The 24,074-nt window shown below is 63.9% G+C and carries 26 protein-coding genes; 12 read left to right on the forward strand and 14 right to left on the reverse strand.

Annotation, left to right across the window (positions count from 1 at the left end; all coding sequences use genetic code 11):
- Positions 1-30 precede the first annotated feature (30 nt).
- The 12 genes from MVA47_RS26570 to MVA47_RS01080 form a co-directional block, all read right to left on the reverse strand.
- A complete protein-coding gene (locus tag MVA47_RS26570; protein WP_156045744.1) occupies positions 31-1,617 on the reverse strand; it encodes a hypothetical protein in 1,587 nt (528 codons plus the stop codon).
- Positions 1,611-1,733 carry a hypothetical protein gene (locus MVA47_RS26575; RefSeq protein ID WP_281504578.1) on the reverse strand — a complete coding sequence of 41 codons (123 nt, stop codon included), beginning with the start codon at positions 1,731-1,733 and terminating at the stop codon, positions 1,611-1,613. The genes MVA47_RS26570 and MVA47_RS26575 overlap by 7 nt, the downstream gene beginning before the upstream one ends.
- A gap of 173 nt (positions 1,734-1,906) precedes the next feature.
- On the reverse strand, positions 1,907-2,452 hold the full coding sequence (locus tag MVA47_RS01035) for a hypothetical protein (protein WP_247206369.1): 546 nt from the start codon (positions 2,450-2,452) through the stop codon (positions 1,907-1,909).
- Between the two features lie 36 nt (positions 2,453-2,488).
- On the reverse strand, positions 2,489-3,085 hold the full coding sequence (locus MVA47_RS01040) for a hypothetical protein (RefSeq protein WP_156045746.1): 597 nt from the start codon (positions 3,083-3,085) through the stop codon (positions 2,489-2,491).
- A 17-nt stretch (positions 3,086-3,102) separates the two neighbouring features.
- A complete protein-coding gene (locus MVA47_RS01045) occupies positions 3,103-3,345 on the reverse strand; it encodes a hypothetical protein (RefSeq protein ID WP_247206370.1) in 243 nt (80 codons plus the stop codon).
- Between the two features lie 36 nt (positions 3,346-3,381).
- On the reverse strand, positions 3,382-3,681 hold the full coding sequence (locus tag MVA47_RS01050; protein ID WP_023961742.1) for a hypothetical protein: 300 nt from the start codon (positions 3,679-3,681) through the stop codon (positions 3,382-3,384).
- Positions 3,682-3,891: 210 nt separating this feature from the next.
- Positions 3,892-4,332, reverse strand: coding sequence for a hypothetical protein (locus MVA47_RS01055; RefSeq protein WP_247206371.1), 441 nt, complete (start codon positions 4,330-4,332; stop codon positions 3,892-3,894).
- Entirely contained in the window at positions 4,329-5,069 is a 741-nt protein-coding gene (locus MVA47_RS01060; protein ID WP_030174830.1) for a hypothetical protein, read from the reverse strand. The genes MVA47_RS01055 and MVA47_RS01060 overlap by 4 nt, the downstream gene beginning before the upstream one ends.
- Before the next feature lie 60 nt (positions 5,070-5,129).
- Positions 5,130-6,398 carry a hypothetical protein gene (locus MVA47_RS01065; protein WP_156045750.1) on the reverse strand — a complete coding sequence of 423 codons (1,269 nt, stop codon included), beginning with the start codon at positions 6,396-6,398 and terminating at the stop codon, positions 5,130-5,132.
- A 70-nt stretch (positions 6,399-6,468) separates the two neighbouring features.
- Positions 6,469-7,449, reverse strand: a complete 981-nt coding sequence (locus MVA47_RS01070) for a hypothetical protein (protein WP_156045752.1) — start codon at positions 7,447-7,449, stop codon at positions 6,469-6,471.
- 51 nt (positions 7,450-7,500) lie between these two features.
- The gene (locus tag MVA47_RS01075) at positions 7,501-8,334 is read right to left on the reverse strand and encodes a hypothetical protein (RefSeq protein WP_247206372.1); all 834 of its coding nucleotides are present in this window, start codon (positions 8,332-8,334) and stop codon (positions 7,501-7,503) included.
- Between the two features lie 65 nt (positions 8,335-8,399).
- Positions 8,400-9,113: a cutinase family protein gene (locus MVA47_RS01080; protein ID WP_247206373.1), complete on the reverse strand. Its 714-nt coding sequence runs from the start codon at positions 9,111-9,113 to the stop codon at positions 8,400-8,402.
- Positions 9,114-9,900: 787 nt separating this feature from the next.
- On the opposite strand from MVA47_RS01080, the gene MVA47_RS01085 reads away from it, so the two are divergent.
- From MVA47_RS01085 to MVA47_RS01120, 8 genes are all read left to right on the forward strand, one after another.
- Complete coding sequence (locus MVA47_RS01085) at positions 9,901-10,347, forward strand: helix-turn-helix transcriptional regulator (protein WP_197038088.1); 447 nt, start codon at positions 9,901-9,903, stop codon at positions 10,345-10,347.
- A 339-nt stretch (positions 10,348-10,686) separates the two neighbouring features.
- Positions 10,687-10,893, forward strand: a complete 207-nt coding sequence (locus tag MVA47_RS01090; protein WP_030174400.1) for a hypothetical protein — start codon at positions 10,687-10,689, stop codon at positions 10,891-10,893.
- A gap of 288 nt (positions 10,894-11,181) precedes the next feature.
- Positions 11,182-12,285 carry a hypothetical protein gene (locus MVA47_RS01095; protein WP_051722016.1) on the forward strand — a complete coding sequence of 368 codons (1,104 nt, stop codon included), beginning with the start codon at positions 11,182-11,184 and terminating at the stop codon, positions 12,283-12,285.
- A 23-nt stretch (positions 12,286-12,308) separates the two neighbouring features.
- A complete protein-coding gene (locus MVA47_RS01100) occupies positions 12,309-13,685 on the forward strand; it encodes a cytochrome P450 (protein ID WP_030174409.1) in 1,377 nt (458 codons plus the stop codon).
- Between the two features lie 50 nt (positions 13,686-13,735).
- Positions 13,736-14,752 carry a GAF domain-containing protein gene (locus MVA47_RS01105; protein WP_247206374.1) on the forward strand — a complete coding sequence of 339 codons (1,017 nt, stop codon included), beginning with the start codon at positions 13,736-13,738 and terminating at the stop codon, positions 14,750-14,752.
- Between the two features lie 301 nt (positions 14,753-15,053).
- Positions 15,054-15,848, forward strand: a complete 795-nt coding sequence (locus tag MVA47_RS01110; RefSeq protein WP_023958835.1) for a ParA family protein — start codon at positions 15,054-15,056, stop codon at positions 15,846-15,848.
- A 15-nt stretch (positions 15,849-15,863) separates the two neighbouring features.
- The gene (locus tag MVA47_RS01115) at positions 15,864-16,310 is read left to right on the forward strand and encodes a hypothetical protein (RefSeq protein WP_156045713.1); all 447 of its coding nucleotides are present in this window, start codon (positions 15,864-15,866) and stop codon (positions 16,308-16,310) included.
- A gap of 150 nt (positions 16,311-16,460) precedes the next feature.
- Complete coding sequence (locus MVA47_RS01120) at positions 16,461-17,195, forward strand: DUF2637 domain-containing protein (RefSeq protein ID WP_051722015.1); 735 nt, start codon at positions 16,461-16,463, stop codon at positions 17,193-17,195.
- 357 nt (positions 17,196-17,552) lie between these two features.
- On the opposite strand, the gene MVA47_RS01125 is transcribed toward MVA47_RS01120, so the two are convergent.
- A complete protein-coding gene (locus MVA47_RS01125) occupies positions 17,553-17,831 on the reverse strand; it encodes a hypothetical protein (RefSeq protein ID WP_051722014.1) in 279 nt (92 codons plus the stop codon).
- A gap of 81 nt (positions 17,832-17,912) precedes the next feature.
- Here MVA47_RS01125 and MVA47_RS01130 point away from each other — a divergent pair, with 81 nt between their 5' ends.
- From MVA47_RS01130 to MVA47_RS01145, 4 genes are all read left to right on the forward strand, one after another.
- Entirely contained in the window at positions 17,913-19,355 is a 1,443-nt protein-coding gene (locus tag MVA47_RS01130) for a site-specific integrase (protein ID WP_246833238.1), read from the forward strand.
- The gene (locus tag MVA47_RS01135; protein WP_143695995.1) at positions 19,348-21,192 is read left to right on the forward strand and encodes a hypothetical protein; all 1,845 of its coding nucleotides are present in this window, start codon (positions 19,348-19,350) and stop codon (positions 21,190-21,192) included. The genes MVA47_RS01130 and MVA47_RS01135 overlap by 8 nt, the downstream gene beginning before the upstream one ends.
- 68 nt (positions 21,193-21,260) lie before the next feature.
- On the forward strand, positions 21,261-23,294 hold the full coding sequence (locus tag MVA47_RS01140; protein ID WP_247206375.1) for a hypothetical protein: 2,034 nt from the start codon (positions 21,261-21,263) through the stop codon (positions 23,292-23,294).
- Entirely contained in the window at positions 23,291-23,680 is a 390-nt protein-coding gene (locus tag MVA47_RS01145) for a hypothetical protein (protein ID WP_143695996.1), read from the forward strand. The genes MVA47_RS01140 and MVA47_RS01145 overlap by 4 nt, the downstream gene beginning before the upstream one ends.
- Positions 23,681-23,726: 46 nt before the next feature.
- Here MVA47_RS01145 and MVA47_RS01150 read toward each other — a convergent pair whose 3' ends face one another.
- Positions 23,727-24,050, reverse strand: coding sequence for a metal-sensitive transcriptional regulator (locus tag MVA47_RS01150; protein WP_030174443.1), 324 nt, complete (start codon positions 24,048-24,050; stop codon positions 23,727-23,729).
- Between the last annotated feature and the right edge of the window lie 24 nt (positions 24,051-24,074).

The raw sequence follows: 24,074 nt of genomic DNA on the forward strand, positions 1-24,074 counted from the left end.
CGAGTGCGCGAAAAGTGTTGTGTTTGGCGCTCATCGGGGCTCTCCTGCCATCGCTGGGGCGTTGTCGTCGAAGAAGTCTTCGGCGGCTTGTGACATCTGCATTGCGCCCGAGACGTTGCTCACTGCGTCGGCCATCGTTGATCCGCCGCCGCCCGAGCCCGACCCGCCGCTACCACCGGAACCGCTGGCTCCTCCGGTCGGTGTGCTCGCACCGGCCTCGGCGCCGGTAGGTGTTGCACCTGAGGGGGTTGCGCTGGACCGGCCACCTGAGCCCTGCTGGTCACCGCTGCCAGAACCGGAACTGTTGCGCCCGCCTCCGCCGGTGTTTCCACCGCCACCACCGCCACGGTTTCCACCACCACCACCGCCGCCGCCGCCCGAGGGGACTCCCCCAGCGCCGGCTTGACCACCCGTGGCCGGTCCGCCCGGTGTTGCCCCAGCGCCGGCTCCTGCCCCCGCGCCGCCCCCGGCACCGGCAGCTGCAATCGAGCCTCCTGCGGCGACCACACCCATCGTCATCATCGCGGCCTGCAACCCTGAGCCGCCGGACATGGCCATGCCGCCGGACACCAACTTGGTGAGCATCGGAAGCACCGCCGCTGCCAAGGTCAGCAGCAGCACGCCGTACAGGATCTGGGCGCCGTCATCGGATTTGGTGCCGGCGAGCATGAACGCGACCGAATAGGTCAACGCGGCCACCGGTTTCCACAGCAGCAGGGCGATGGTCCACGAGATGGTCTTGCTGAAAGCGTTCTTGCCCATCTTCGTTCCCGACGCGGCACCGATGATCGGGATGATGGCCACGACCACGATCAACATGGACTGGCGGGCCACCAGCAAGATCGCTTGCAGCAGAGCACCCAAGATCCCGACCACCGCGATGACGAAGACCAGGCCGACGCCGAGGTAGCCCATCATGTTCGCGACATCGAACATGTTCTTGGCGGCCTCGACCGGGGTGCCATCGGTCACCGACAGCTCGAGTATCTTCGTCGAGATCTTGTCGACGCCGGCGGTCAACCCGATCATGATGCCGCCGAACATCCACGCCCCGAACACTGCGCGCTGCAACGAGAAGAACAGTTCCTCGCCCTCGGCGTACACCGCCTGACGCTTCGCCAGTTGCAGTCGGATCCCGCCGGCGACAATCGATGCTGCTAGACCCAACAGCTGGATCTGCACCGTCCACTGCTGAATTTCTTGCACCGGGTCCCACTGATTGGCGGCCGGTGTCGGTAACTGGATAAACCAGGTCAACGACTGCTGGATCATCTTCGAGAAGCCATTGACCAACGACTCCGTCATCGACTTAAAGCCGTCGTTGGCAGCGTCTTTGACTGCTCCAGCTGGGTCAGATACTGCCCCGGCCGCATCAACGGCTTTATCGCAGACTTTGTCGTCGACGCCGGGAATCAGGACGTTGGCGGCCTGGCCGACGATGTCGCAGGTGTCGACTGCGTGCGCGACGCCGGGCGACGTCACAGGTGTGGGGATAGAGGGCACTACGACCGCCAAGGCCAGAGCTACGAGGACGGCAATGGTGAGGCGTCGCAGCCAGGAGGCCGGCGACGAGTGCTGAGCTGCGGGACGATGACGCTGTGGGTCCGCGCCTACCATTCGGTCCACCCCGCAACGGACTCAATTCGGGTGTTGCGGGTCGCGTCACTGAAACCGTCGTCCGGGATGCGCCACTTCCACCGGCCGGCATCCCACACCATCGTCATGGTGGTCACGCTGTAAAACTGACCGGTCGAGGAGTCTGCGCTTAGGTTAGGACCGCTTGCGAGTGACACCCGCGAGAATGTGTCCGTGTACTGCGGGTCAACTCGCACAAATGAATCGGCGGGGTACTGGCGAGTTGGCAGCTGCAGGTCTGTGAGCATCGCGATCGCCGATGGCGGGCCGATTATCTGCTCCGCGATGACTTTCTGCCGCACCTGCGGGGGCCGTAGAACACACGACCCAGGACCTGGCTGGCAGCGATCACCGATCCTTGCGGTGTTCGTGAGATTCCTTGCGCGAGTCCGTCAGCCCCGATGGCGGTTGGGCCATCTGAGGTGGTGAAGACGGCGACACCGCGGCCGTAGATCTGCTGCCACTGGATCCCGGAGGCCGCGTCGCTGAGACCCCGGGTCGCTTTCGGGTTCACCTGAGGGAGCGCCAATCCTGACGGGTCGCGCGGCACCCGGATCTGTTGACCGAACCGATCAGTGGTGTCGGCGAAATATCCTTGTTGCCCGTTGCTGACCGGGGGTGTGCTCGCCGCCGGCGGCGGAGTGGGAGCGGCGCTGTCGTTGTCGTCGCCACGTAGTCCCCACCAGGTCGCGGTGGCGATGGCGAGGGACACCACGACTAGGACCGCGACGATGACCCAGTGCCGGCGGTGCCAGGGCCGTGGCGTGTTCGGGTCGTCGTCGTAGTGGGGCGCGGTGGCCAGGGGTGGTGTTCCCATCAAGTGTTCTCCTCAGCGGTGGGTGCAGGGCCACGGTCAGGCGGGTAGCGGGATCATCTGCGGTGGAACCGAATCGAGTACGGCTACCGGGTTGGCGGGCGATGTCTGTGGATCCGGAATCAGTCGTCGCCAATCACCGGGCGGGGTCCAGACGACGGTGGTGGTCGTCGAGGTGAGCGATTGATCGGGTTGGCGGGTGATGATCGCGATGACCGCCCGCTCGGGGGTGTACTCGGTGACCGTGTAACCCAGGACTGTCGGCGCTTGACCGGCGGGGACGTCGCTGGTGATGGAGATCCGGGACCGCTCGATCGACCAGGCGTCGCGGCCGGGGCCGGGTGCAGCGAGTGCACCGGCGATCAGTGCCCACTGGTCATCGTCGGCCACTGACATCCGGATGGTCGAGGAGATCGCGGCCAGCGCAGCACCGGGTCCGTTGTGGGCGTACCCGGTCGGGGCCAGGGCTTGCGGGTTGGCGGTGGGTCCTTCGGCGGCCTGGGGAATGGCCATGCCCGCGAACTGAACCCACCGCAGCTCGGTGGGCGGGGCGGTCGGGGCAACCTGGACCTGCGAGCCGCTGCTGTTGGTGGCCGGGGTGTCCTCGGATGAGCCGCAGCCGATCAGCCCTGCCACCAGGGCCAAAAGGATGGCTAGACCAGCAACGCGGTGGCGATACCGACGGAGCTGGACATGATGATCAGGGCGATGAGTTGGGTGGCGATGCCCGTCACTCCGTCGGTGTTCCCGGTTTTGCGGGCTTCGTAGAGCATCCCGCCGAGCCACATGATCCGCATGATGGCGATCACGCACCCGAACCACAGCAGGTAGTTCAGCGCCGTCCAGAACTCTTTGAGGTCGTCGCGGGTGATGCCCTCGGCAATCACGGTGCTCATGCATGTTCCTTCTCGATTCGTGGTGTGGGAGAACAGTTATCCGACCAAGGCCCCGACGAGGCTCCCGGAGATGGCGATCAGGACACAGCCGATGAGAGTCCAGGCGACTTTCCCGGCTTCCTCGTTTGATGCAGTGCCGTGGGACTTCTGGAAACCGAAACGAGCGCCGGCAACGACCAGAGCCACGATCGCGGCGAGGGTGGCGCCCCAGCCGATCCAGGACACGATGGTCAAGAACTTGTCGGACCCCGGAGGTGGTGCCGGACTGGGGTTCGTTGGGCCTTCACTCAGGTACAGGGCGATCTGGGTGTTGGTCTGTGCGAGCAGGTCTTTCATCGTGTTCTCCTCTATTGGGTGGGTAGCGATGGCGCGGGTGATGCGTGGGTCAGGGTTTGTGGTCGTTGAGAAGGTCGGTGCAGATCTGCTGTCCGACTGCGGCGATCTGTTTGGGGACCACGTCGGGGAACTGGGCCTTTTTCGGTGGCGGCAGATCACCGGGCCGAGGCGGTGTCCAGACCGGGAGGCGGTGAGGTTCGGGCGCGCACATCAGCGGCTCGCACCAGTCGACGTTGTAGCGGTGCGGTACCAGCTCGGAGACGGTGCTGGCATAGCGGGTGATTTCTTTGGGGCAGTTGCCGGGTCGGGCGGCGACGACCACGAGTCCGCACACCTGGACCCCGTCAGGATGTCGCCGCGTTCGGCCGCGCGCAGCACGTGGGCGGCTGCGCGGATACCGGCGATGGTCGCGCGGGCGGCGACGATGACCAGTTGGGTGGTGGCGCGGTGCGCAGGCCAGGACGTCCCAGTGTCGGCGGCCGGTGCCCACATCTGCGCCAACGTCGTGGTGCCGGCGAAACCGTGCGCGCCCATCACCGCGAACAACGGCGGGTACGGGCCGGTCACCGGCAGAGGATCGCGCCGCCACGTCACAGTGCCCGGGGTCGTGGCCGGTTGCTCGGATGGGTAATGGTCGTAGGCGGCGCTCATGAGTTGGCCTCCGCAGCGAGATCGTTGTCGTGTTGGTCCGCGGTGGTGCGTAGGCCGGCTAGGTGCTCGACCACTGTGGTGGTCGAGGAAGCGAGCCGGGTGGGGTCGATCGGCCCGCCGGTCCCCAGGTGGGGGTCGTAGTCCCACAGCAGAACTCGGCCCATACGGGCGGTCAGGGACTGCACGAGCCTTTGTCCGACGAGGTGACTGGCCCACGGGTCCAGGCAGGCCACCACTGCAGTGGAGTGCTCAAGTACGCCGGCGGCGGCGAGCATCTGCAGTCCTGACCGGGACCGGTTGGCGGTGTCGGGTCTGGCTGCGATCACCAGCACCACCGCGGTGGTAGAGGTCAGCCACGCAGAGCCTTTGTCCACCACCCCGGCATCGACGATGACCGACCCGCCGGTCGAGATGGCCTGCGAGGGAATCTCATCGAGGCCCTCGCTCGAGCGCAGCAGTGCACCACCAGCGCTGTATTCACTGGCGGCATCGGGTGAAGCGATCCGGGCGGCGACATCGCCCGGTGTGGCTGCGGCATCGAGCCAGAGCACCGACTGCCCAGCTCGGGCGCGGGCGTCGGCCACCAACACCGACAGGACACTGACCCCCGCTCCCCCAGCGGCACCGATCACGGCGACCGTGGGTACCGATCGAGGCCGTTGCGGAAGCGGCACCACTGCGGCGGGAGTGGGCTCGTTGTTGTCGAGCCACCCCCACGGGCTGTTGGTCGCTGTCATAAATCTCCCTCTCGGGTTGGTGATGTTGTGTGTGGCCGACGCCCGGGCTCGGGTGTCGAGCTACTGGGCTGGCTGGGTCTGCGGGTAGGCGATGTGCAGGCCGTCGACGATCTGGGTGAGTCCGTCACCGATCTGCTTGGTGGCCCCGGCAATCGCGTCCTTGGCGGGCTGCTCGAGCGGGCCCAGCGCCTGCAGCGGTGCCTCGGCCTGCTGCGCAGTCCACCCACCGCTGATCGGCGGGATGCCGGCGATGTTGGTCGAGAAGGACACATCGCCCTCGGTGTCGACGGTGTAGTCGACCGCTGGCAAACCCGCATCGGACGCGGCGGGCGCATCAAGAACCAGCTGGTACTGATCACCGCCGGGGTTGGGCAACGGTGCGGGCGGCGGTGGTACCGGCGCCCAGGGGGCGGCCGGGTCTGCGTTCGGGTCGCCCGCGCCGAGCGCCCACCCCAACAGGCCACCGGCCAGAGCGCCTGCTGCGCCACCGGCCGCTGCGCCGGCAGCAAAGCCCAGTGCTGCGCCACCACCAGCGCCGATACCGATACCGGGCAGGATGTTGAAGGGGGTGGGCGGCACGACCGAGCCGACGATGCCGCCGCCGACACCGCCCACGATGCCGAAGAAGATGGCGGTCGGAATGCCGGCGGCCAACGCTCCGGCAAGTCCGCCGACGCCCGCGCCGGCCGCTGCCGCTGCGGCCCGGCGTGCAGCTTCGTTGCGGGGGAAGCCGATCGACTCGAAGTACTGTGCGGCTTCGGCCTCGAAGTAGGCCATGTACTCGTTGGTGGTGATCGCGGCTTCGGGCGACACCCAGTCGGGGCGGTCCACGATGTAGTTGCCTGCGCGGATCTCGGCGGCCGGGTCCTTGACCAGGATGGGAGCGATGGGACCTGCGGGCTGTACCGGCGCGGGCGCAGGAGCTGCTGGTGCCGATTGCGGAAGCGGGGTGTACGGAGTCGACGGCGGACCGGACGGTTCGGTGTAGATGACCGGTTCGGTCTCCCACTGCGGCGACGGCACGAGGCCGGGCCCGTAGTCGGGCACGGGCTCTGGGGCAGGAGCCGGTGCGGGGGCGGGCTCTGGGGCAGGAGCCGGTGCGGGGGCGGGTTCGGCGATCACGCCACCCTGTTCAGGTGCCGGTTCACTGGTGACACCACCCTGCTCGGGGTCGGCGAACGCTGGGCCTGCGAGCGCGCCCGCGCCGCCCATCGCGACCGCGGCCACCACCACAGCGGCCATCGCCCGGGCGCGCACCGGCATATGCGCATCGCGTGGAAGTGGGGCCTTGCACGGCGTCTCGGGTAGAGCGTGACGTGGAGTTTGCATGAGCGGTATTGCCTTTCGTTGGTTGTCGAACAAGGGATCTAGCGGTGATAGGCGGATCGGGGGGTGATGGCTATTGGTTGGTGTCTTTGGTGATCGCGGTGATGAGGGTGCGCCCCTCGACTTCGGCGGTCTGGACGAGCTGGCGAATGAGCAGCGGTTCTCCTCCACCAGGCGGGATTTCGCTCAGTTCGAGAGAGAACAGGCCAGCGCCGCGATCGGTGATCCGAGTGCAGTACGTCGTGCCCGGCGGCAACTGGGTGTCGATGAACGCTTGCATCGACGCTGCTGTGCCCATTCGGGCCAGCTCAGTGCCGTAGCTGCGGGCCTTGGCACCGTTGCGTTCGACGTAGTAGGCATGTTCAAACGCTTTGATCACCGCCGGGCCGCTGGTGGTGCCACCGGGGTCTCGTCCGGTGCTCACGCCGTCCTCGCTGCGGTTGGGGCAGTCCGCATCCTGGGCCGGTGCCACTGGTGCTGCAGGCACGCCGACACTGACCGTGCTCTGCGGAGTGGCTTGGGGAATGTCGGTCGTCGGGGAGTTGCCGGGTCCGCCGCCGCCAAAGGCCAGCAGTGCGCCGATCCCGGCCACGACAAGCACGCACGCCAGCAGCGCGGCGGCGATGACGTAGCCGCGTTTAGATCTGCGGCGGGGTGCAGGACGCGCGCCAGACCCCACCGGCTGCACAGCAGGGGTGGCGTAGTCCATCGGAAACCGTTGTGGCTCTGATGCTTCGGCGTCGTAGGGGGCGAAGTCATCGGCGTAACCGCCGGCGCCCGGGGGTTGCTCTGGTGCGGCAATCCATGCCCACTGACTGGTTGCAGCGTCGGTGGCCGGTCCGGTGGGTGTCCCGGTGGTGGCGGTGGCGCGGTCGGTCGCCACCACCGGGATCTCGCCCGTGGGCTCGTCTCCGGAGGGATCGGAGCTGCCCACTACGTCGGCGGCATCTGGTGCGGCAGATACCACCGACTGGTCATCACCGCTCTGGGTGTCGCTGGGGCCCGCTGGTAGCGGAGCGAAGTCATCGAACCAGTCATCAGTGTTGTCGTTCAACAAGATTCCTTCTCCCTCCTCGGGAAGCCCCGTGGGGAATGGGTTGGGATGTTATGAACCGTTGTCAGTGAGTGCGGGACGAGGCAACGTCGGCAGCGACGGCGCTGACGAGGATGTCAAGGGCTCGTCTGTCTGCGATTCGGACGACGACACCGCCGGGGTCGAGCTGGGCACCGACGGCACCGGGACACCAGAGACCGGAGAGGCGGAGTCGTAGTTCAGGAGCCCGTCCGCGTTGTACGGAGTGAACGTGTCACCGGCGAGATCGTTGGCCAACGCTGCAAACCATTGCGCCACATACAGGGTCGAGTTCGCCCCCGTCGTGGTCGCGGCGTCGTTGGTGTACGAGCCGTGCGCAGCCGTGGTCTTCCAATAGTTGATCATCGTCGACACGTCCAGGAGCTCTTCGTTGTCCTTGACGTTGGCCTTCACCGCGTCGAAGGCCTCGTTGGCCCACCGGTTGACCGTGGTCGGAGGCACCAGGTCCACCACCGCAGCACCGAGCTTTGCGGCCAAAATGCCCAGGGCAGCAGGCGGATTAGCCAGGCCGACCGTTGCCAGTGCGCCGATGGTGTCGGGAGTGAAGGTGGTGCGCAGCACCGTGGTGACAGCGTTGAAGCCGATGGTGCCGACCTTGACCACAGCGTTGATCGCCTCGGGGATCGTCGGCATCGGGGTGCGCGGGTCAGAGGCGGTGGCCAGTCGCTGAGAAATCGTCTCGGTCGGTGAGTACGACAGGTCAGCCAGCGTTTCACCCTGGACGTCTTCGTTGATGACCTCGACGCCGGCCTTGATCGACGTCAACGCCAACGCTTGACCGAGGGAGGTCAGTGAGCCGACCGGGTCGGCCTGGTCGAGTTCGGACTGGCCACCGATGTTGGCCACTAGATGCACGATCGGTGAGTCCGCTGGTGCAGCGCACGCCAAATCGCCGGGCGCGCAACGATCCATCACTCGGCCGGACAGCTCTCCGTATCCGCTGGACTGATCTGCCGTGGGGCCGATTCCCCGCCGCTCACCTCACCCTGCTGGGGTGCGGGGATCTGAGCGAGCGATTCGCCGCTGCTACCGGGTGCCGGTTCGGGGGCGGTCTGATCCGATGCACCGGGGAACAATGGTGCGTTCGTCGGGCGGGCCGGGTTGCCGAACAAGGCCACACCCGCGACCCGGTCAGCATCGATCGGGCCGTTGCCGGCACCGATCTGTTTAGCGACGTTCGCCGCCGCGTGCGCGCCCTGCGAGTAACCGGCGAACGCGAAATCAGTGTCTTCGCACTTGTCGGCGATCTGAGTGATCATCGACGACAACCGGTCCATCGCGGTGGTCACCGATGCCGCGTACGGTTCCTTGCCGCCCTCGACCGCTCCACCAAACCCGGCCGGATACGGCACATATGCCCGGGCCACCTTCGACCCCGCCAAGGCCAGCAACGGCCGCATCACTGACCCGAGCATCCCGCCGTCAGTGTCGACCGGAGCATCTTCTGAGGACTCCCCCGTGCCCTGAACACCGAGGACATACAGCGTCGGGCAGCCGCCCGGCGTGCTCGGCGCAGCCGCTGCCGTCCCGGCAGCAGCGCCCACCGTGACGGCCGCGACGGTGAGGAAGGCGGCGAGTAAAGCGGTGAGGCGGGAAGCTGTTGAACGGCAGCAAAAAACGGGCATAGAAGTGCCTTCCAGGCAGGTGGTGCGGGCGGTTAGGTCAGCGGGTGCGGGGAACGCGCACCCGGCGGGAGACAGCGCGTTCCATCGAGTGGCCAAGCGGGCACGTTTGGACGGTTGTCTCTCGCGGTGGCAGACAGATGTAGCCGACTGGCTGGGCCGGGCAGTGGACCCGACTGGATGGGGCACAAGAGGTCGCCGTGGCACCTAAACTGGAAGAGCTAGGTGAGTGTTTAGACGGCAAATCTTGAACACTTACTTGGTGCTTCTCGCCCTGGGAGAGGTCAGACGGCAAATCAGGCCCTCTCCCAGGGCGCCCCCGACTTTCGAGGCTTTGTTCCTTCTCAGTGCTGTGCGCTGCGGCAACAACAGTTGGCGGAGCTGTAGGTGCGACGGAAGTCACCATCTTTGACCTTCAAAGGGTTGTGAGTGGGTCGAACCGCCTACCCTTGAAGGGTCAGCAGTCCGTTGGAGCGGTCGCTGATAGACCCCGGGTTCCTTAGGACGTCCAAATCTCAGAGGAACTCGGTGTCGAGCAATTCAGGGCGGTGTCAGCACAGCTGCACCACCTTGTTTAAGGGGACCGGGAACGTCGTACGGAGCGCCAACTCACCGACGTTTCCGGTCTCTCTAGCTTGTTCGTTCGAAAGAAGACCCTCTTTCCAGGAGAGTGTTCGCTTCCTAGATCGTTCTCACTATAACATCTCAACAAAGCGTTCTCTAGTGATTGCGAGGAGAGGTCTAGTGCAGAGTGTCTAGCTATGACGCCCCAGTGCCTAGCAGCGGTTCCGTGAGCCGTCGAGTACTGCGAGGCTTCTCCCCCAGTGCCCTCACGGAGGCTCGAACGCGAGCTGGCCTGACCCAGGGCGAGCTGGCTCGCATCGCTGGCGTGGGAAGAACGACGCTGTACCAGTGGGAGATGGGCGTGCGCTCGCCCCAGGTCGACGTTCTCGCCAGTGTTGCCCGCGCGCTGGATATTTCGCTCTCCGAGCTGGTGAGCGTTCCCGTGGATGAACGTTTTCCTGGCGACTGGCGCGTTCTGCGTGGTTTGACTCAACCTCAGCTTGGAGTTGCGGCCGGCATCAGCACCACGATGGTCGGTGCGATCGAGCGCGGCGAGGCTGAGTTGAGTGAGCAAACCGCGCGCGCATTGGCGGATGCGTTGTCTGTCAACGAAACTGAGTTGCGCGCTGCTTACCGGCGAGCGAGGAACCGTCCCACTGGAACGCCTGCTTAATATCGCCATAAATCCCCCCGGATGGTTGATGCACGAAGTGACGCCCTGGAAAGCGGTCGTCACAAAATGACTGACCGACCAGTGCGTCTAACCATCCGAGTCTGGAATCCCAAGATCCGGGGTGTGCCGACATGGCAATCGGATGCCAATGTCTGCGTGGAGAAGCAAACCACAGGGTCGTCGTGCGTGCAACGTGACCCTCAGGATCACGTTTGATCGAGCAGCCCCCGCATTCTGTATCAGCTACACCGCGTGTCGCTCGCTGTAGCTGATACACATTCGTGCCAGTATTCGACCTGGCGCTCCTTTTCAGTTCGATTCGGAGAGAAAGGACATCACATGGCTCGCCGATCCCTCGGCCCCCGAAAGGGTTACCTCGTTCGTGTGCCTGAGCCCGTTGACCTTCAAGCCTTGGCCCAAGAAGCTGGCTACTCGGCGTACTCGCGTTATGCAGCAGATGTGTTCTGCGAGAAGGCCGGTCGCCCAGATCTGATGATCGGGCCTGACCTCAAAGCAGCCGAGCAGCAGCTTCGGTTGCCCGCATGACATCACAGGATGGTGTGACAGAGCACTCGTAAAAAACGAAAGGCTCTCCGGTTGGAGCCGGAGAGCCTTTCTAAAGCTTGAGAGTCGAGCGCCACACTCGATCTCTCGGACCCCGAAGGGACTGTCTTGCCAGACAGGTCTCAGGGTACCGCGCACCCTTTTGTGCGTGCAATCCCTGCACATCACGTGTCGGACACAGAATCCGACCTAGTTCTCAAACCGCGGGTGTACTGCGGTTCTTCTCCGAAGCAACCCCGGCGCGGTCACGCGACCACGCGCTTCGGCCCCTTGACCGCGATCGTTGCTCGTTCGCGGCCGGGAGCGAGCAAAGAGAAGATCCTCGAGGTGCTGCGCACACGTGACCGCATCGCCCTTGATGTCGGTCGTCGCGCTTACGCCGGCGTCCCCTGCTGGCATACCGCTGAGCGGTGGCTCACCTGGGACGTTCAGGTTGCGTATGCCCTGCACTACGACCGGATCCGGCCCTTGATCGGCGCGCACGGAACCTCCCGAAAGAGCGACATCGCGCTCAAAACACTGGTGAAGATTGCCGCCGCACACGCAGTGCATGCCGATTTCGGGACCGGACGCAACTGCCGGCCGACGGTAGAGCTGATCGCCCGCATCACCGGATACAAACCACGCACCGTCTCACGAGCCCGCAAAGTCCTCGTGCACCTGGGCCTTGCAACCGAAATCCTGCGCGGCCGCCAACGCACCCTAGGCGAACGACTGGCCTCACACCGGGTCGGAGACAGCAGCCAAGGCTGGGCCAGCGTCTACGCCCTCCACGGCGTGCAGGTTGTGGATAAACGCCGAGGTCACACCCAAGCGGCACCCCACCTCGTAGAGCGCCCTTTAGGGCGTACCTCCCACCCCCGTAGCTACTCACTAACCCACACCGGCGATGCCGGAAAACTCAAAGGCCGCGCTGCGCGCGACCGAGCTCCCGACGAGAGGAGGGGCCGCCGTCCCGAACCCGAGCAGAAAGGCGCGTTACTGGCCATCAAATGGCGTCAGAACCCGCAATCACCGCACTGGGCGCGCAAGTACTCCCCCGCCGCCTGGTCTCACGTACTCACCAAACCAGCGGCCCACGGTTGGACCGACCGCGACCTCAACGCACTGCTCCGCGACTACACACTCACCGGCAACGGCAACTGGATCGCAGCAAACCCCCACCGCCCCATCCCCCTGCTCGCCATGATCCTCAACAAACACGACGACCTGCACAACCGACCAGCCGCCATCGACGACGCCCGCGAACATGAGGCCCGCCAAAAACAGATGGCAATTCACACCTGTGGCCGCTGCGACGAACAAGGATGGCAACTGCCCTACGGCGATACCGCCGTGCGCTGCGCCCATCCGAAGGACCTTGTTGGCCAATGAATGCGGTATGGAAACCTAGCCCCATGGCCACAGATCTGAGCAGGCTTCCGCATGCTCCTGGACGACTCCCACTTCTCGGCGACGTCACAAGCGTGGACCGCCACAAGCCCACTCAGCATGAAATGGCGCTATCACGAGACTTAGGGCCGATATTCCAGCGCAAACTCTTGAAAGATCGGCTGGTCATCGTGGCCGGCAGTGAACTGGCGAACGAGTGCGCCAACGAAGACAACTGGGCGCGAGCTCTGCTCGGACCAGGGCTGAGCCTGCGGAAAGTCGCCGACGACGGACTGTTCACCGCGCGCACCTCAGACCCAGCATGGGGACACGCTCGTCGAGTGCTGACGCCGGCCTTCACCCAAGACGCCATGCGCGTGCACCACGAGGCGATGCTCTCTGTGGCCGACGACCTGCGCGACAGCTGGACGGGTTCTAACTCGGACCTCGTCGATGTCACCACTGCGATGACGCACACGACACTCGAAGTGATCGCACGAGCCGGATTCAGCATGGGTTTTGGCCTATTCGGTGATCAAGGCGGTTCAGTCGAGAACGCTCGGGCGTTCCTCGATGCACTAGGTCGCACACTGGTGTGGGCCTCCGAGTCCACCAACGACCTTCCCATCATCGGGCACGTACGAGAGGCATTGCGCCAACGCCAGCTTCGTAGCGACATCGCCACCGTCCAATCGACGGTCGATCACATTATCGAGATCCGCACAGACGCTGCCCAGGTTAAATCGACTGATCTGCTCGATCTGATGCTCTCCACCGCTGACCCGGAAACCGGGGAGTTGCTCGACCACAACAACGTTCGCAACCAAATCCTGACGTTCCTCGTGGCCGGCCACGAGACCACCGCATCACTGCTTGAAACCACGCTGTTCTATGTGGCCCAAGATGCTGGCCTTCAAGATCGGCTGCGCACGGAGGCAGCAACACTGAAGGCTGCGGATTATGCATATACGGCCGTTGCAGGCTTGCGGGACATACGCGCCACCCTGAACGAGGTCCTGCGGCTTTGGCCTCCCCTTCCCGGTCTCTTCCGTGTGTCGCGCCGCGATCAAACGCTGGGTGGGTACCACGTCCCAGCAGGGCGAGCGGTTTTCGTGCTGGCCCTAGCAGCGCAGCGTGATCCCGCTGTGTGGGGTGATTCTGCCGACGATTTCGACCCGTTCCGGCCTAAACCGGCGCGGAACGCGTTTTTCCGGCCGTGGGGTATTGGCCCGCGCAGTTGCATTGGCCGCGCGTTCGCCTTTCACGAAGCAACATTGCTTATCGCGCACATTCTCAACAATTTTGAGCTGTCCGCGCCGGCACCAGCGCAGCTGAATATCCGCGAGCGCGGCGCGCTACGTCCTGAACCGTTCCACGTGAAAGTTGCTAGCCTCGCTAAGTAGCAGGTCACCCATGGTTTTTGTGCGGACCGGTACAGCTAGCATGGCCCCCCATGAGCTGGTACATCATCGAAACCCTCGAGCGCCCGCCCACCATGTCCGTGGTTTTCAAGGACGGCAGCCGACGGGATTGGGCCAACGTTCAAGGCCTACGACGTGACACGAACGTTCACTCCGAGACGCTGGTCAAAGCCCTAGAGGAGGTCCGGCAAAGCGGGAAGCCGGTCAAACCGATCGAAGTCCCCGGCTATCAGGGACCAAGACTGGTGTCCGCAATCCCGATCTTGAGCTACGACAGACAGGTCTACGGAATCCAGTTGTGGGTGGGCGGACTTCAGGAAGAAATTCCCCACCCCCGAATTACCGCCGCGACCACCTGGGATGCGAAAACACTGCAGGTCAGCCAGGGCTTGGAGTCGTGGCTGATGAGCACAAACGACGCTGACGGGTTTCGGCGCAATCGGAACTCCGGTGAGTTCATGCGGAAAGTCGTTCGGTTTGACGGAGTTGACGAGCTCACCGAGCACGCAATCAACCCCATCGAAGGCCGAACCCTCGAATCCGACGTCGTCGTCCTGCACGACGAGGGTCACCTGATGCGTTGGCATTCAGTCGTGCGAAATCGCAACGATGACGAGGCATTTGGACTCCGAAGCATCATGCATGACGTATCGGACACGCAAGATCCACAGGTAGGCGCCCTCGAACACCTAGGAGTGACCGAGGCCGACCCAAATGGGAACGTTTCTGCGCTCATTGCTTTTCCAAATGGAAACGAGACGGTTGTCGTGGTCAAGTTTCTGACCCAACCTCCACACTGGATTGACTACCGCCTTGACGGCTCGAACGACATCATCCACCCAGAGGACTGGCCGCTCCTTCGGCGCAACCAGAACATACTCTCGGCCGGAACCCCCGGCGCACGGGTCAAATCTCAGGTGCGGATTCGTACCTCCGACCCAGAAAAATGGGTCGCAGTGAACCTAGTGGAGTGGCGGTACCCAGGCACCGTTGGCGACAAGCTCCACATTGTCCAGTTTTCTCGCGTCACCCCCGCCAGCGAAACTTGATCGCCCGTGCCGCCCCACGATGTGACGAAGTCTTGAGGGGGACGCCCGCTTGGCTCAACCGTGCGCCAGGGGTAAACGACAAACCCCGGCCCGCCGGAGTTTCTGCAGGTAAACCCGGATCGCGAGCGATCCAATGCATGTATGCATGTATGCATGTATGCATCCAGATCGTTCGGGAGGTCACTACCCTTCCTAGAGGTCGTACTTGCACGCATACATGTATGTATACCTGCAAACAGTCTTGCTTGTCAGCCTGTAAACAGTCTTGCGTGCACACTTGCAGGCATGGCAGTATGTGTGTATGTCGTCGAACTCGTACATTCTTGCGGTAGCGATGCAAAAGGGCGGCGTGGGCAAGACCACCACCGCCAACAACATTGCTTACGAACTCCATCTCGCCGGTCTCAGCGTCCTTCTCATTGATCTTGATCCGCAGGCCAACGCCACAGACGGGTACGGCGTGGAGCTCGGTGACGACGACGGCACGATGTACGAGGTGCTCGTGCCGGACCGGGGGCTACGGATGCCCCTGGCGGAGGTGGTCCAACGGACCGAAAACGGAGTCGACGTCGCACCGTCATCCGACAGTCTTTATGCGTTGGAACGGACCGGGCTCGGCCCAGGGGGAGAGAATCGGCTCAAGGTCGCTATTGACGCGTTGCCCGACCCGTACGACGCGATCGTCATCGACTGCCCGCCGGCACTAGGTCCCATGACGACTTCGGCGTTCGCGGCGGCAACGGATGTCCTTGCCGTCGTTTCGCCAGGAGGTCCAGACGAGCTCAAGGGGCTCACTGCTCTGGCGAACAACGTCTACGACGCCCAGGAACTCCTCAACCCACAGGTCGACATCCGCCATGTGCTGCTCGCCAACTACAACGGTGGCTCGGCGCTGGCGAAGGGAATCCGTTTAAACCTCGAGCGGGACTGGCCAAACGAGTATTTGGGCGAAATTAGCCGCACCGTTCGAGTGGGGGAGGCTAAGGACAAGCGCGTACCCATCGCCGTCTGGTCCCCAAGCTGTACAGCCGCACTCGACTATCGAGCCGTGGCTAAGGAGCTCCTCAAGCGCCTCGACAACGCCCGCTCCGCTTAAGTGGAAGGAAAGTCAATGACGAAGACGCCTGGTATTACGCCCCAGTCGACGCGGCCGACAAGACGTCAGGCCCGGGAGCAGGCCACCAGCTTGGCCGCGGTTGTTGCCCCAGTTAGCAGCCCGGATCCGGTGCCAACGCCCCCAGCGTTGCAGGTCGAGCCCGAGCCAACAGCGCCGACCGAGCCGACCGAGCCGGCCGCGCCGACCCAGCCGGCGGCCGCGGAACCCAAAACACCCCGGAAACCGGCTGTCACCCCGTCTGACAGGGGAGCGGGCAAGCGGCTAACGGCGCCGAAGCGAACCCCCAAAGTTCCGTTCTCCACTCAGATCGAAATCGGCACGGCTCGCCGCCTGGACTGGTTGGTGCGCGAACGGCGCTACAAGCTCACAGATATCACCGGCGATGCGCTCGATGAGCTGTTCGACAAGCTTGGCGTGCCAACCGCGGACGACCTCGCCTAACTGCATGCATGTCTACATGTATGTAGATGCACCTTGAGCGGGTTGCTTCCAAACGGTCCTGACCAGTGATTCCAGCACTGGCCAGGACCTCGACCACAGATTGGACCTGTGACCGTGAATACCGATACTAAGCGCTCAACTGTGCAGCAAATGGCGGTTGTCACCGCGATCGCCGTAACGACATTGCTTGCACTGGGCAGCTTCATCTTGAGCTTTTCAGCGTTGTGGGACATTGCAACCGAGATCTGGCCACAGCGAGAGCTGTCTTGGATCGCACCTGTCATCGTCGACGGCACCATTTTGCAAGCGACCATCTCTTTGGTCGCAGCTGCCGGCGACGAATCCAGGCGTTCCCGACAGTTCTTCTGGTTCCTCCTGACTACCGCGGCCGCCATCAGCATCGCCGGCAACGCCCTTCACGCGTATATCTCCGAGACCGCCCGCCTGGATCCGATGGTCGCCGTCATTGGCGGCACGATTCCGCCAGCGTTCTTACTCCTGTCGACCCATGGTCTCGTTCTGCTCCTTCGGCTTCGACCTGAACATGCTGCGCCAAGCGTCCAAGAGGTCGAAGACCACCTCGCAACCCTGCAGGAGATCGCACCAGCCGGCCACCCCGATCCCGTGGACGCTCGAACCGTTGGTGACTTCGTCGAACCGGCCCGCCGTCTCCGGGAAGTCACCAATGCGACAACGGAACCGTCCACCATTGCGCACATCCTGTGGCTCAACCACTCTCAGCCCCACCAGACTCGGCGGGCGCTCGCCAAAAAGGTGAACGTTCACCACGGCACCGTCAGCCGCATCCTGGATGCTTGGGGAGAACACCGCGAGGACATCGACGGGGTTGATCAAGAACCGGCACGGCAACCAGTCATGGCGTAGCAGCCGAGGACGGGCTGTCGGCGGGGGATGAGAACATCGTTTGATGGCGTACCCACCTGAACCAGGCGAGGGACAACCTGGGCTCGTCCTGCTGCCCGACGACCGCTACACCAACAGCGATGACCTGATCATTCTGAAACGGCCTGATCCGCCGGTATCCTCAGCGCAGTAGCGCTGGGACATTCGGTTACACGATCACCGTTAACCCAGGACCGAACCGCTCTTGGGCGGCAACGATCGCCGCCTGCGCGGTCGAGTAGTCGGTAGGGGAGTGCTCGACAGGGCTGTCGTGGGCGGCTGCAGGCACCGACTTCCACGACCACATCCGAGAGTCTCGGTTAAGCCGCACAACAACTCTCATGGCTGAGTAGTACCCATTCGAGGAGGCCTGATCGCCTCGGCCGGCACCCACAGACATGACGCCACCGTGACGGCGGCATTGGTGCTCGCGATGCTGACTCGCACCACACCCATCCACACCCCGCGAGAGGACAACGCCCACGCGAGCTGTTCGCCCGCCTGGTAGTGCTCGATTCTGAGCCCGTACGCGCGCTCAGTCAGGGTGACCGGTCGGGCGCCCACCATCGGGAAAGCCCAGCCCAACGCCGCAATCATGTCTTGTGCACGGTTGGTCATCTGTCCACGTAGTGTCCGACCGTGCGAAGGTCAGCGTGGCGAGTGTGCGTCACCCCCGGGGAGTTGATGCCGCGTGTGTCAATGGCGGACGTTGCTGGTCTCGCTGTGGATTGGCAGGACTGGTTGCTGCAGTCGGGGCTAGTACCTGGTGCTCCGTTCCTCCTGAGCCCGTCATTCGAGTACAGCATCACCCTGAACGCATTCTTTAGTTCGGCTGAGATGCAGTCCAAGGCGCGTAACACACAGGTTGGGTACGCACGCGATCTGGCGGCGTTCTTGAACTTCGCTTTCGCAGCGCGCGGGCGGCGTGATTGGCGGGATGTGGAGGAGTCCGATCACGTGGCCTATTGGCGATGGCGCCGAATGGATGCGGCCGGTCCTCGTGTGAAGGGTACGACCTGGGACCGCGAGGTCGCCGCGGCAGATAAGTTCTTTGGGTGGCAAGTCGACGCGGGTACGGTGCCGGTCAATCCGGTGCCGCACCGGCTTCGGAGGTTCATGCCGATCTACCCAGGGCCCGGCGGCCGCGAACTGTCCGCGACGACGCCGGCGACGTACTCACACGATCGACAGTCTGAGCATGTGAGGTGGCTGCCGCCGCAGTCCTATCGACGGTGGCGCGATGTCGGCATGCGCGGGTACACCGCGGATGGCATGCCAGATCCACGATTTCGCGGGAGATGGGGTGCGCGCAATGCAACCTTCTGCGATCTCATGGTGCGAACTGGTCTGCGGCTATCGGAGCAGGCGGCGTTGACGGTATTCGAGGTCCCACTGGAACGTGGTCTCGGTGGCTATCAACGTTTCTGGCTGCCAACAGCGATCGCGAAGGGTGCTTCCGCCCGATGGGTCTATGTACCGGAATCTGTGATCGCCGATCTGATGAGCTACATGCTGGTGGACCGCGCTGAGGTGATCGAACGGGCCCGTGAAGCTGGCCGGTATGAACGGTGGCCCGCGCCCCTAATAGTTCCAGATCCGTCGAAACCAATAGCGGTGCGAACAGACGCAGGCACGCGCGTGCGCATCAAGGTGCACGATCTGACCGCAGAAGAGCGGCGCACGCTGCTGGTCGATGGACCGAACGGGTTGGAGCCGGCCGCGTTCTGGTTGTCAGAGTTCGGCACACCGATCGCAGTGTCGACGTGGAAAGATCTGTTCACCACGGCGAACAAGCGATGTCAGATAGCGGGGGTGTCGCTGAGCGCGCACGCGCACTTGCTGCGGCATACGTTCGCGGTCGTGACCTTAGAACAGCTACAACGAGGCCACATCGCGGCACTGGGGGAGCTGAACGTGCACCAGCGTGGACAGTGGACCCAGATTTTCGGTGACCCCCTGGACTGGGTGCGACGACGTCTCGGGCATCGATCGGTGGTGACGACTCAGATCTATCTACATGCGTTGTCGGAGTTAGAGATGCACACGCGGATGGCGTTGGTGCCTCAAGATTGGGAGGACCTGCGTCACATCCCAATAGAGGCGATCGATGCCCCTCTTGAGCGTGGTGCTGTCGATGACTGAGCGTGGCCGCGGCAGCACAGGATTGGGTCGCCGGGCATCTCTCCCGCCGCAGGGATACGAAGCAGCCGAAGCTGCCCCCGGGGCTTTGGGCGGGCTCGACGTGCTGTTCGACGGGGAAGACGAACGCTCGACCACCTTCGCGGTCGCTGACTTCCCGCTGCCGGGCTGGCACCCGGCAGTGGCAGATGCTCTACGCCGAGTATTGGGGCCGTTGGGCTCGATCAGAACGCTCGGATCGGCGAAGTCGTACGTTCGCTCAGTCCGCCAGGCATTGCTAGTGCTGTCCGGCCTTACTGATCCACCTTCGAGCCCAAGGTCTTTGACGATTGCACATCTGGAGTCAATGTACGACCACCATCGCGGCCGGGGACTGCACGAATCGAGAGCCTGGAGCCGTGTAGCTGAGTTCGGCCGCTTCCTCTCTGTCAGCCCGCTCGTGGAACAGGTGGCTCAGGACGTCATCGACCACACCTGCCGCCGGGTTGGTATCCAGTATCGAGGCGGCCGACCAGGCTATTCCGACGGCGAGCTGACCCGACTTCTCGCGGCCGCCAGAACCGACGTGGCGGCAATCCGTGATCGCATCCGAACCGCCGAGTCGTTGGTTAGCGCGCACGAACAGGCATCGGGCTCACTGGCAGATGGCCGCTACGAGGCCTTGACGTTGGCCGACATGGCGCGCAGCGGCGTGGTGCCCCGTCCCCCAGGGATCGACGGCGAGTTCCGGGTAACGCGCCGCGCGTTGGCAAGTCAGCTCTTTCTGACAATCCCGGACCTCGCACCATTGATGGCGCTGCTCGTCGCCGTCACCGGACGCAACGTCGAAACGATCAAAGAACTCCCGCACGAACATAGGATCCTCGAATCCCGCGCGGTCGAAGTCCGCCTAGTCAAACGACGCCGCCGCGGCCGATGGTTTGATACCGCCACGTGGGACATTGGGCCGCCCGGGAAAGAACTGGACTACCCCGGTGGCCTATATCTGCTACTTCACGAACTGACCGGCCGCAGCAGGACATTCAGCGACAGCACCTCCGTGTGGTCGCTGTGGCGCAACGGACACCTGCGCGGGCTCCAGGGTGTAGAGGAGCACTACGATCCGTTCGCGCGGGACCTGTCGGCGTTGGCGATTCGATGGACAGTGTGGCGCGATCGGCACCACCTCGAGGCGGATGCGCTCGAGGGCGCAGAACCCGAGCCACTGGAGGTCTCGACCAACAGGATCAAGACCAGCACGGAGGTTCGCCGCACCAAACAACTCGGTGGGCACCTGCCCTCGTCGGCCCGGAGCAACACCGTGCCCGTGCTGTTCGGTAACTATTTGCGCGGCGATCCCACCGTGGCTGAGTGGGCGCAGGACATCGTCGCTACTGCAGTCAGTGAGGCCGAGTCGAAGGCCCTGCAGGCGCATCGGCGGGCCCTGCAAATCGCTGGGGGAGCACTGCATGTGCGTTCACCTGCATCGGGGCCCGAGGACGACGACATGCCTGCGCCCCACCCCGCCGCGGAGGCCGCATGGACCACCTGCATCGACGCAGATAGCCATCCCGCGACTGGTAACACGTGCCGAGCATCGTTCCTGGACTGCTTTCATTGCGGAAACTGTGTCATCACACCCGATCACCTCCCAGGGCTACTCGGGCTCCTCGACGCTCTGGTCGCCCGCCGCCAACAGCTCCCCGAGGCCGATTGGTGGAGGAAGTACGGTCCGACGTGGGCGGCGATTCACCATGACGTGCTACCCAAGTTCAGCCGATCCGAGATCACCGTCGCCGCCCGTAACAAAGCTACCGACAGTCTTCTCGATCTCGTTGAAACACCCTGGGAGACAGCATGACAGCCAAACACGACCGACCCGCAAGCGCGCACCCCTTCCGCGACAGACTGATTTTCGACGGCCGGCCGGTGCGGACAGAAACGGACCGCCAGCAGGCGGCGCGCTTTATCGACGACGTCTGGGACCTCGCACCAGGATCATTCCAGCAGCACCACGTCAGGATCATCCTCGACTTCACAACACTGCCGACGCCCTACCGCCTCATCGCAAAAGAACTGGCACTCACCCTGCTTAGCGGCCCGGTGCCCACCCGGGAACTCGGACTCCCGAAGGTCGGCACCATCGTGTCCCTGTTCGCCTCCATCCGCAGCTTCCTCATCTGGCTCAACACCCAAGCCGTACACGGCAAAGAACCGTTGCCACTGTCAATGGTCACGTCCGACGACTTGCTCACCTACCAACAGCATTTGATGGCAACACAACTTAACCGCGCTGTCCGCGACAACCACCGCGTCGCGATTCGCTACTTCTGGCGCTATCGGACGGTACTGGTTTCCGATCAGCTGACCTTCGATCCCCGGCGTATCAAGGGATGGGGCGAGACCGGTGCTCGCAGTAACACCGAAAACATGACCGCCAGGATCCCGGAAGCGGTCCTGGGGCCACTGGTGGCGTGGAGCCTGAGATTCATCGACGACTTCGCGCCCGACATTCTGGCTGCCGATCGTGAGTGGTGCCGACTCCGCCTAGGGGAAGGAAGAATAGAACCCGACACGCGGCGCTGGGTCCAGCCCGCACTCGAACAGCTCCTCGTGCAACACCGCGCTACCGGCAGACCACTCCCCGGCCGCAACGGCCGACCCAACCGCAGGCATTTGGCGAACCTCCTCGGGTGCGACGCCTCGACTCTGCTCCGCCCCTCCTACCGCGAACTCATCGACCACACAGCCCGCGAAGTCGGGGTCTGCGACACCATCGCTCTGAACATCACCATCACCGGGCGCCTCGACGGCGCACCATGGATCGACGAAATCACCACTGACCGCACCGACCGCGCCGCCGGCGGCACCCATCTGCAGACCGCTCTGCGAGCCGCCTGCTACGTGGTCATCGCATTTCTATCCGGCATGCGGGACAGCGAAATCAAACACCTACGTCGTAGGTGCGTCACCGTCAAGCGAGATCGACACGACAGGCCCTACCGGTGGCTCATCACCAGCCTTGCGTTCAAAGGCGAACACGACCCCACCGGAGTACAGGCAACCTGGGTGGTCGGTGCCCCCGTCGCCCGCGCGGTTGCCATCCTCGAGCAACTACAGCCCGACGACGAACCACGACTGTTCGCGCCCACCATCCAAAGCCCTGCGGTGCGTCGAGGCCAGGTCGCCGACCACGTCACCCTCACCACTACCACCAACACCCACCTCAACGACTTGATCGAATGGATCAACGACTACTGCCGAGTCCATGGGCGCGACGATGCCCTCCCGGACGTACACGGAACACGGTGGCGGCTGACCACGCGACAATTTCGGCGCACCCTGGCGTGGTTCATCGCCCGCCAGCCAGGCGGATCCGTCGCCGGGGCGATCCAGTACCGGCACCAAGCCATTCACATGTTCGAGGGCTACGCGGGCACGTCCGACAGCGGGTTTCGCGCAGAAGTCGAAGCAGAACAGGCCCTGGCCCGCGGCGAACACCTGATGGCCATGACCGACGCCCACCACCACGACGGGTTAAGCGGACCCGCATCAGACGAAGCCCGCCGCCGTCTCACCGAGTACGGCGTCAACATCGGCTATCAAGGGCACATCATCACTGACCGCCGCCGCCAATGCCGACTGCTGCGCCGCCACGACCCGGCCATCTACCCGGGCCGGTATGCGACATGCGTATTCGATCCCGACAAAGCCCTGTGCACCCGAACCACAACCAGGGACGGGCGACTCGCACCCACGCTCGGCGAATGTCAGCCGCTACATTGCCGCAACGTCGCACTCACCAGCGGCAACATTGCCGCCCTACGTGCTGAGACCACCACCATCGATACGGAACTAACACAGCGACCGGCACTTCCGCCGCTACTTCGCACGAGGCTCACCCAGCGCCGAGAGCAGATCGTACAGTTCACCGAACGGTACGACCCCACGGATCAACTATGAGCCGTCGCGTAGACATGCCGACCGACGATGACGTTCGTCAAGCAATGCACGAGTACATCGACGACGCTCGAGATGCGGGAACCCGTGCCACCGTCATCGGGCTGGCACGTCGACTGAACCTGAGCAACGGCACCTTCTGGCGACAGTTCCCCGGCATCGCCGCCGAACTCAAGTCCGCAACCGCCAGCACACCCCCGGCCCCTCGGACGGACGACCGCACCGCACTTCGCGCCGACAATGCACGCCTACGGCGTGATAACGCAGCACTGTCGTCCGATATTGAGCTCGCAGTAGCCAGCATCCAACGCCTCACCCTCGAAAACTATGCGCTGCGAAACCAACTCGAAGCGTCAGCGAAGATCGTAGCGATACCACCGCGGCCGTGACGGGACTCTCGCCGGGTAGTACGAGCGCCTTGCGGGAAGCTGCGGGCTAGGACCGGACCAGGCGGGCGATGGCGTCGGAAGCCTCTTTGAGCTTTGCTTCGGCTTCTGGCCCGCCGGTTTTGGCGGCGTCAACGACGCAGTGCTTGAGGTGATCATCGAGTAGGCCGATCGCCACACCCTCAAGCGCTTTGGTCAACGCGGAGATCTGGGTGAGGATGTCGATGCAGTACTGCTCTTCATCAACCATCCGGTGCAGCCCGCGGGCCTGGCCCTCAATCCGCTTGAGCCGAGCGAGGTACTTCTTTTTGTCGTCGATGTAACCGTGCGGAGCAGCGTGCTCCCCGTCGTGGGTGGGTGTGCTGGCAGCCATAAAAGTCCTTCGTTGTGGGGCGTC

The sequence above is a fragment of the Williamsia sp. DF01-3 genome, assembly GCF_023051145.1.
In the GTDB taxonomy this organism is placed as follows: Bacteria; Actinomycetota; Actinomycetes; order Mycobacteriales; family Mycobacteriaceae; genus Williamsia.

Excerpts from the sequence above, each read along its gene's own strand:
- MVA47_RS26570 (WP_156045744.1), bottom strand. The coding sequence starts at position 1,617 with ATGGTAGGCGCGGACCCACAGCGTCATCGTCCCGCAGCTCAGCACTCG.
- MVA47_RS01035 (WP_247206369.1), bottom strand. The coding sequence starts at position 2,452 with ATGGGAACACCACCCCTGGCCACCGCGCCCCACTACGACGACGACCCG.
- MVA47_RS01045 (WP_247206370.1), bottom strand. The coding sequence starts at position 3,345 with ATGAGCACCGTGATTGCCGAGGGCATCACCCGCGACGACCTCAAAGAG.
- MVA47_RS01050 (WP_023961742.1), bottom strand. The coding sequence starts at position 3,681 with ATGAAAGACCTGCTCGCACAGACCAACACCCAGATCGCCCTGTACCTG.
- MVA47_RS01055 (WP_247206371.1), bottom strand. The coding sequence starts at position 4,332 with ATGAGCGCCGCCTACGACCATTACCCATCCGAGCAACCGGCCACGACC.
- MVA47_RS01060 (WP_030174830.1), bottom strand. The coding sequence starts at position 5,069 with ATGACAGCGACCAACAGCCCGTGGGGGTGGCTCGACAACAACGAGCCC.
- MVA47_RS01065 (WP_156045750.1), bottom strand. The coding sequence starts at position 6,398 with ATGCAAACTCCACGTCACGCTCTACCCGAGACGCCGTGCAAGGCCCCA.
- MVA47_RS01080 (WP_247206373.1), bottom strand. The coding sequence starts at position 9,113 with ATGCCCGTTTTTTGCTGCCGTTCAACAGCTTCCCGCCTCACCGCTTTA.
- MVA47_RS01090 (WP_030174400.1), top strand. The coding sequence starts at position 10,687 with ATGGCTCGCCGATCCCTCGGCCCCCGAAAGGGTTACCTCGTTCGTGTG.
- MVA47_RS01100 (WP_030174409.1), top strand. The coding sequence starts at position 12,309 with ATGGCCACAGATCTGAGCAGGCTTCCGCATGCTCCTGGACGACTCCCA.
- MVA47_RS01105 (WP_247206374.1), top strand. The coding sequence starts at position 13,736 with ATGAGCTGGTACATCATCGAAACCCTCGAGCGCCCGCCCACCATGTCC.
- MVA47_RS01110 (WP_023958835.1), top strand. The coding sequence starts at position 15,054 with ATGTCGTCGAACTCGTACATTCTTGCGGTAGCGATGCAAAAGGGCGGC.
- MVA47_RS01115 (WP_156045713.1), top strand. The coding sequence starts at position 15,864 with ATGACGAAGACGCCTGGTATTACGCCCCAGTCGACGCGGCCGACAAGA.
- MVA47_RS01120 (WP_051722015.1), top strand. The coding sequence starts at position 16,461 with ATGGCGGTTGTCACCGCGATCGCCGTAACGACATTGCTTGCACTGGGC.
- MVA47_RS01125 (WP_051722014.1), bottom strand. The coding sequence starts at position 17,831 with ATGACCAACCGTGCACAAGACATGATTGCGGCGTTGGGCTGGGCTTTC.
- MVA47_RS01130 (WP_246833238.1), top strand. The coding sequence starts at position 17,913 with ATGGCGGACGTTGCTGGTCTCGCTGTGGATTGGCAGGACTGGTTGCTG.
- MVA47_RS01135 (WP_143695995.1), top strand. The coding sequence starts at position 19,348 with ATGACTGAGCGTGGCCGCGGCAGCACAGGATTGGGTCGCCGGGCATCT.
- MVA47_RS01145 (WP_143695996.1), top strand. The coding sequence starts at position 23,291 with ATGAGCCGTCGCGTAGACATGCCGACCGACGATGACGTTCGTCAAGCA.
- MVA47_RS01150 (WP_030174443.1), bottom strand. The coding sequence starts at position 24,050 with ATGGCTGCCAGCACACCCACCCACGACGGGGAGCACGCTGCTCCGCAC.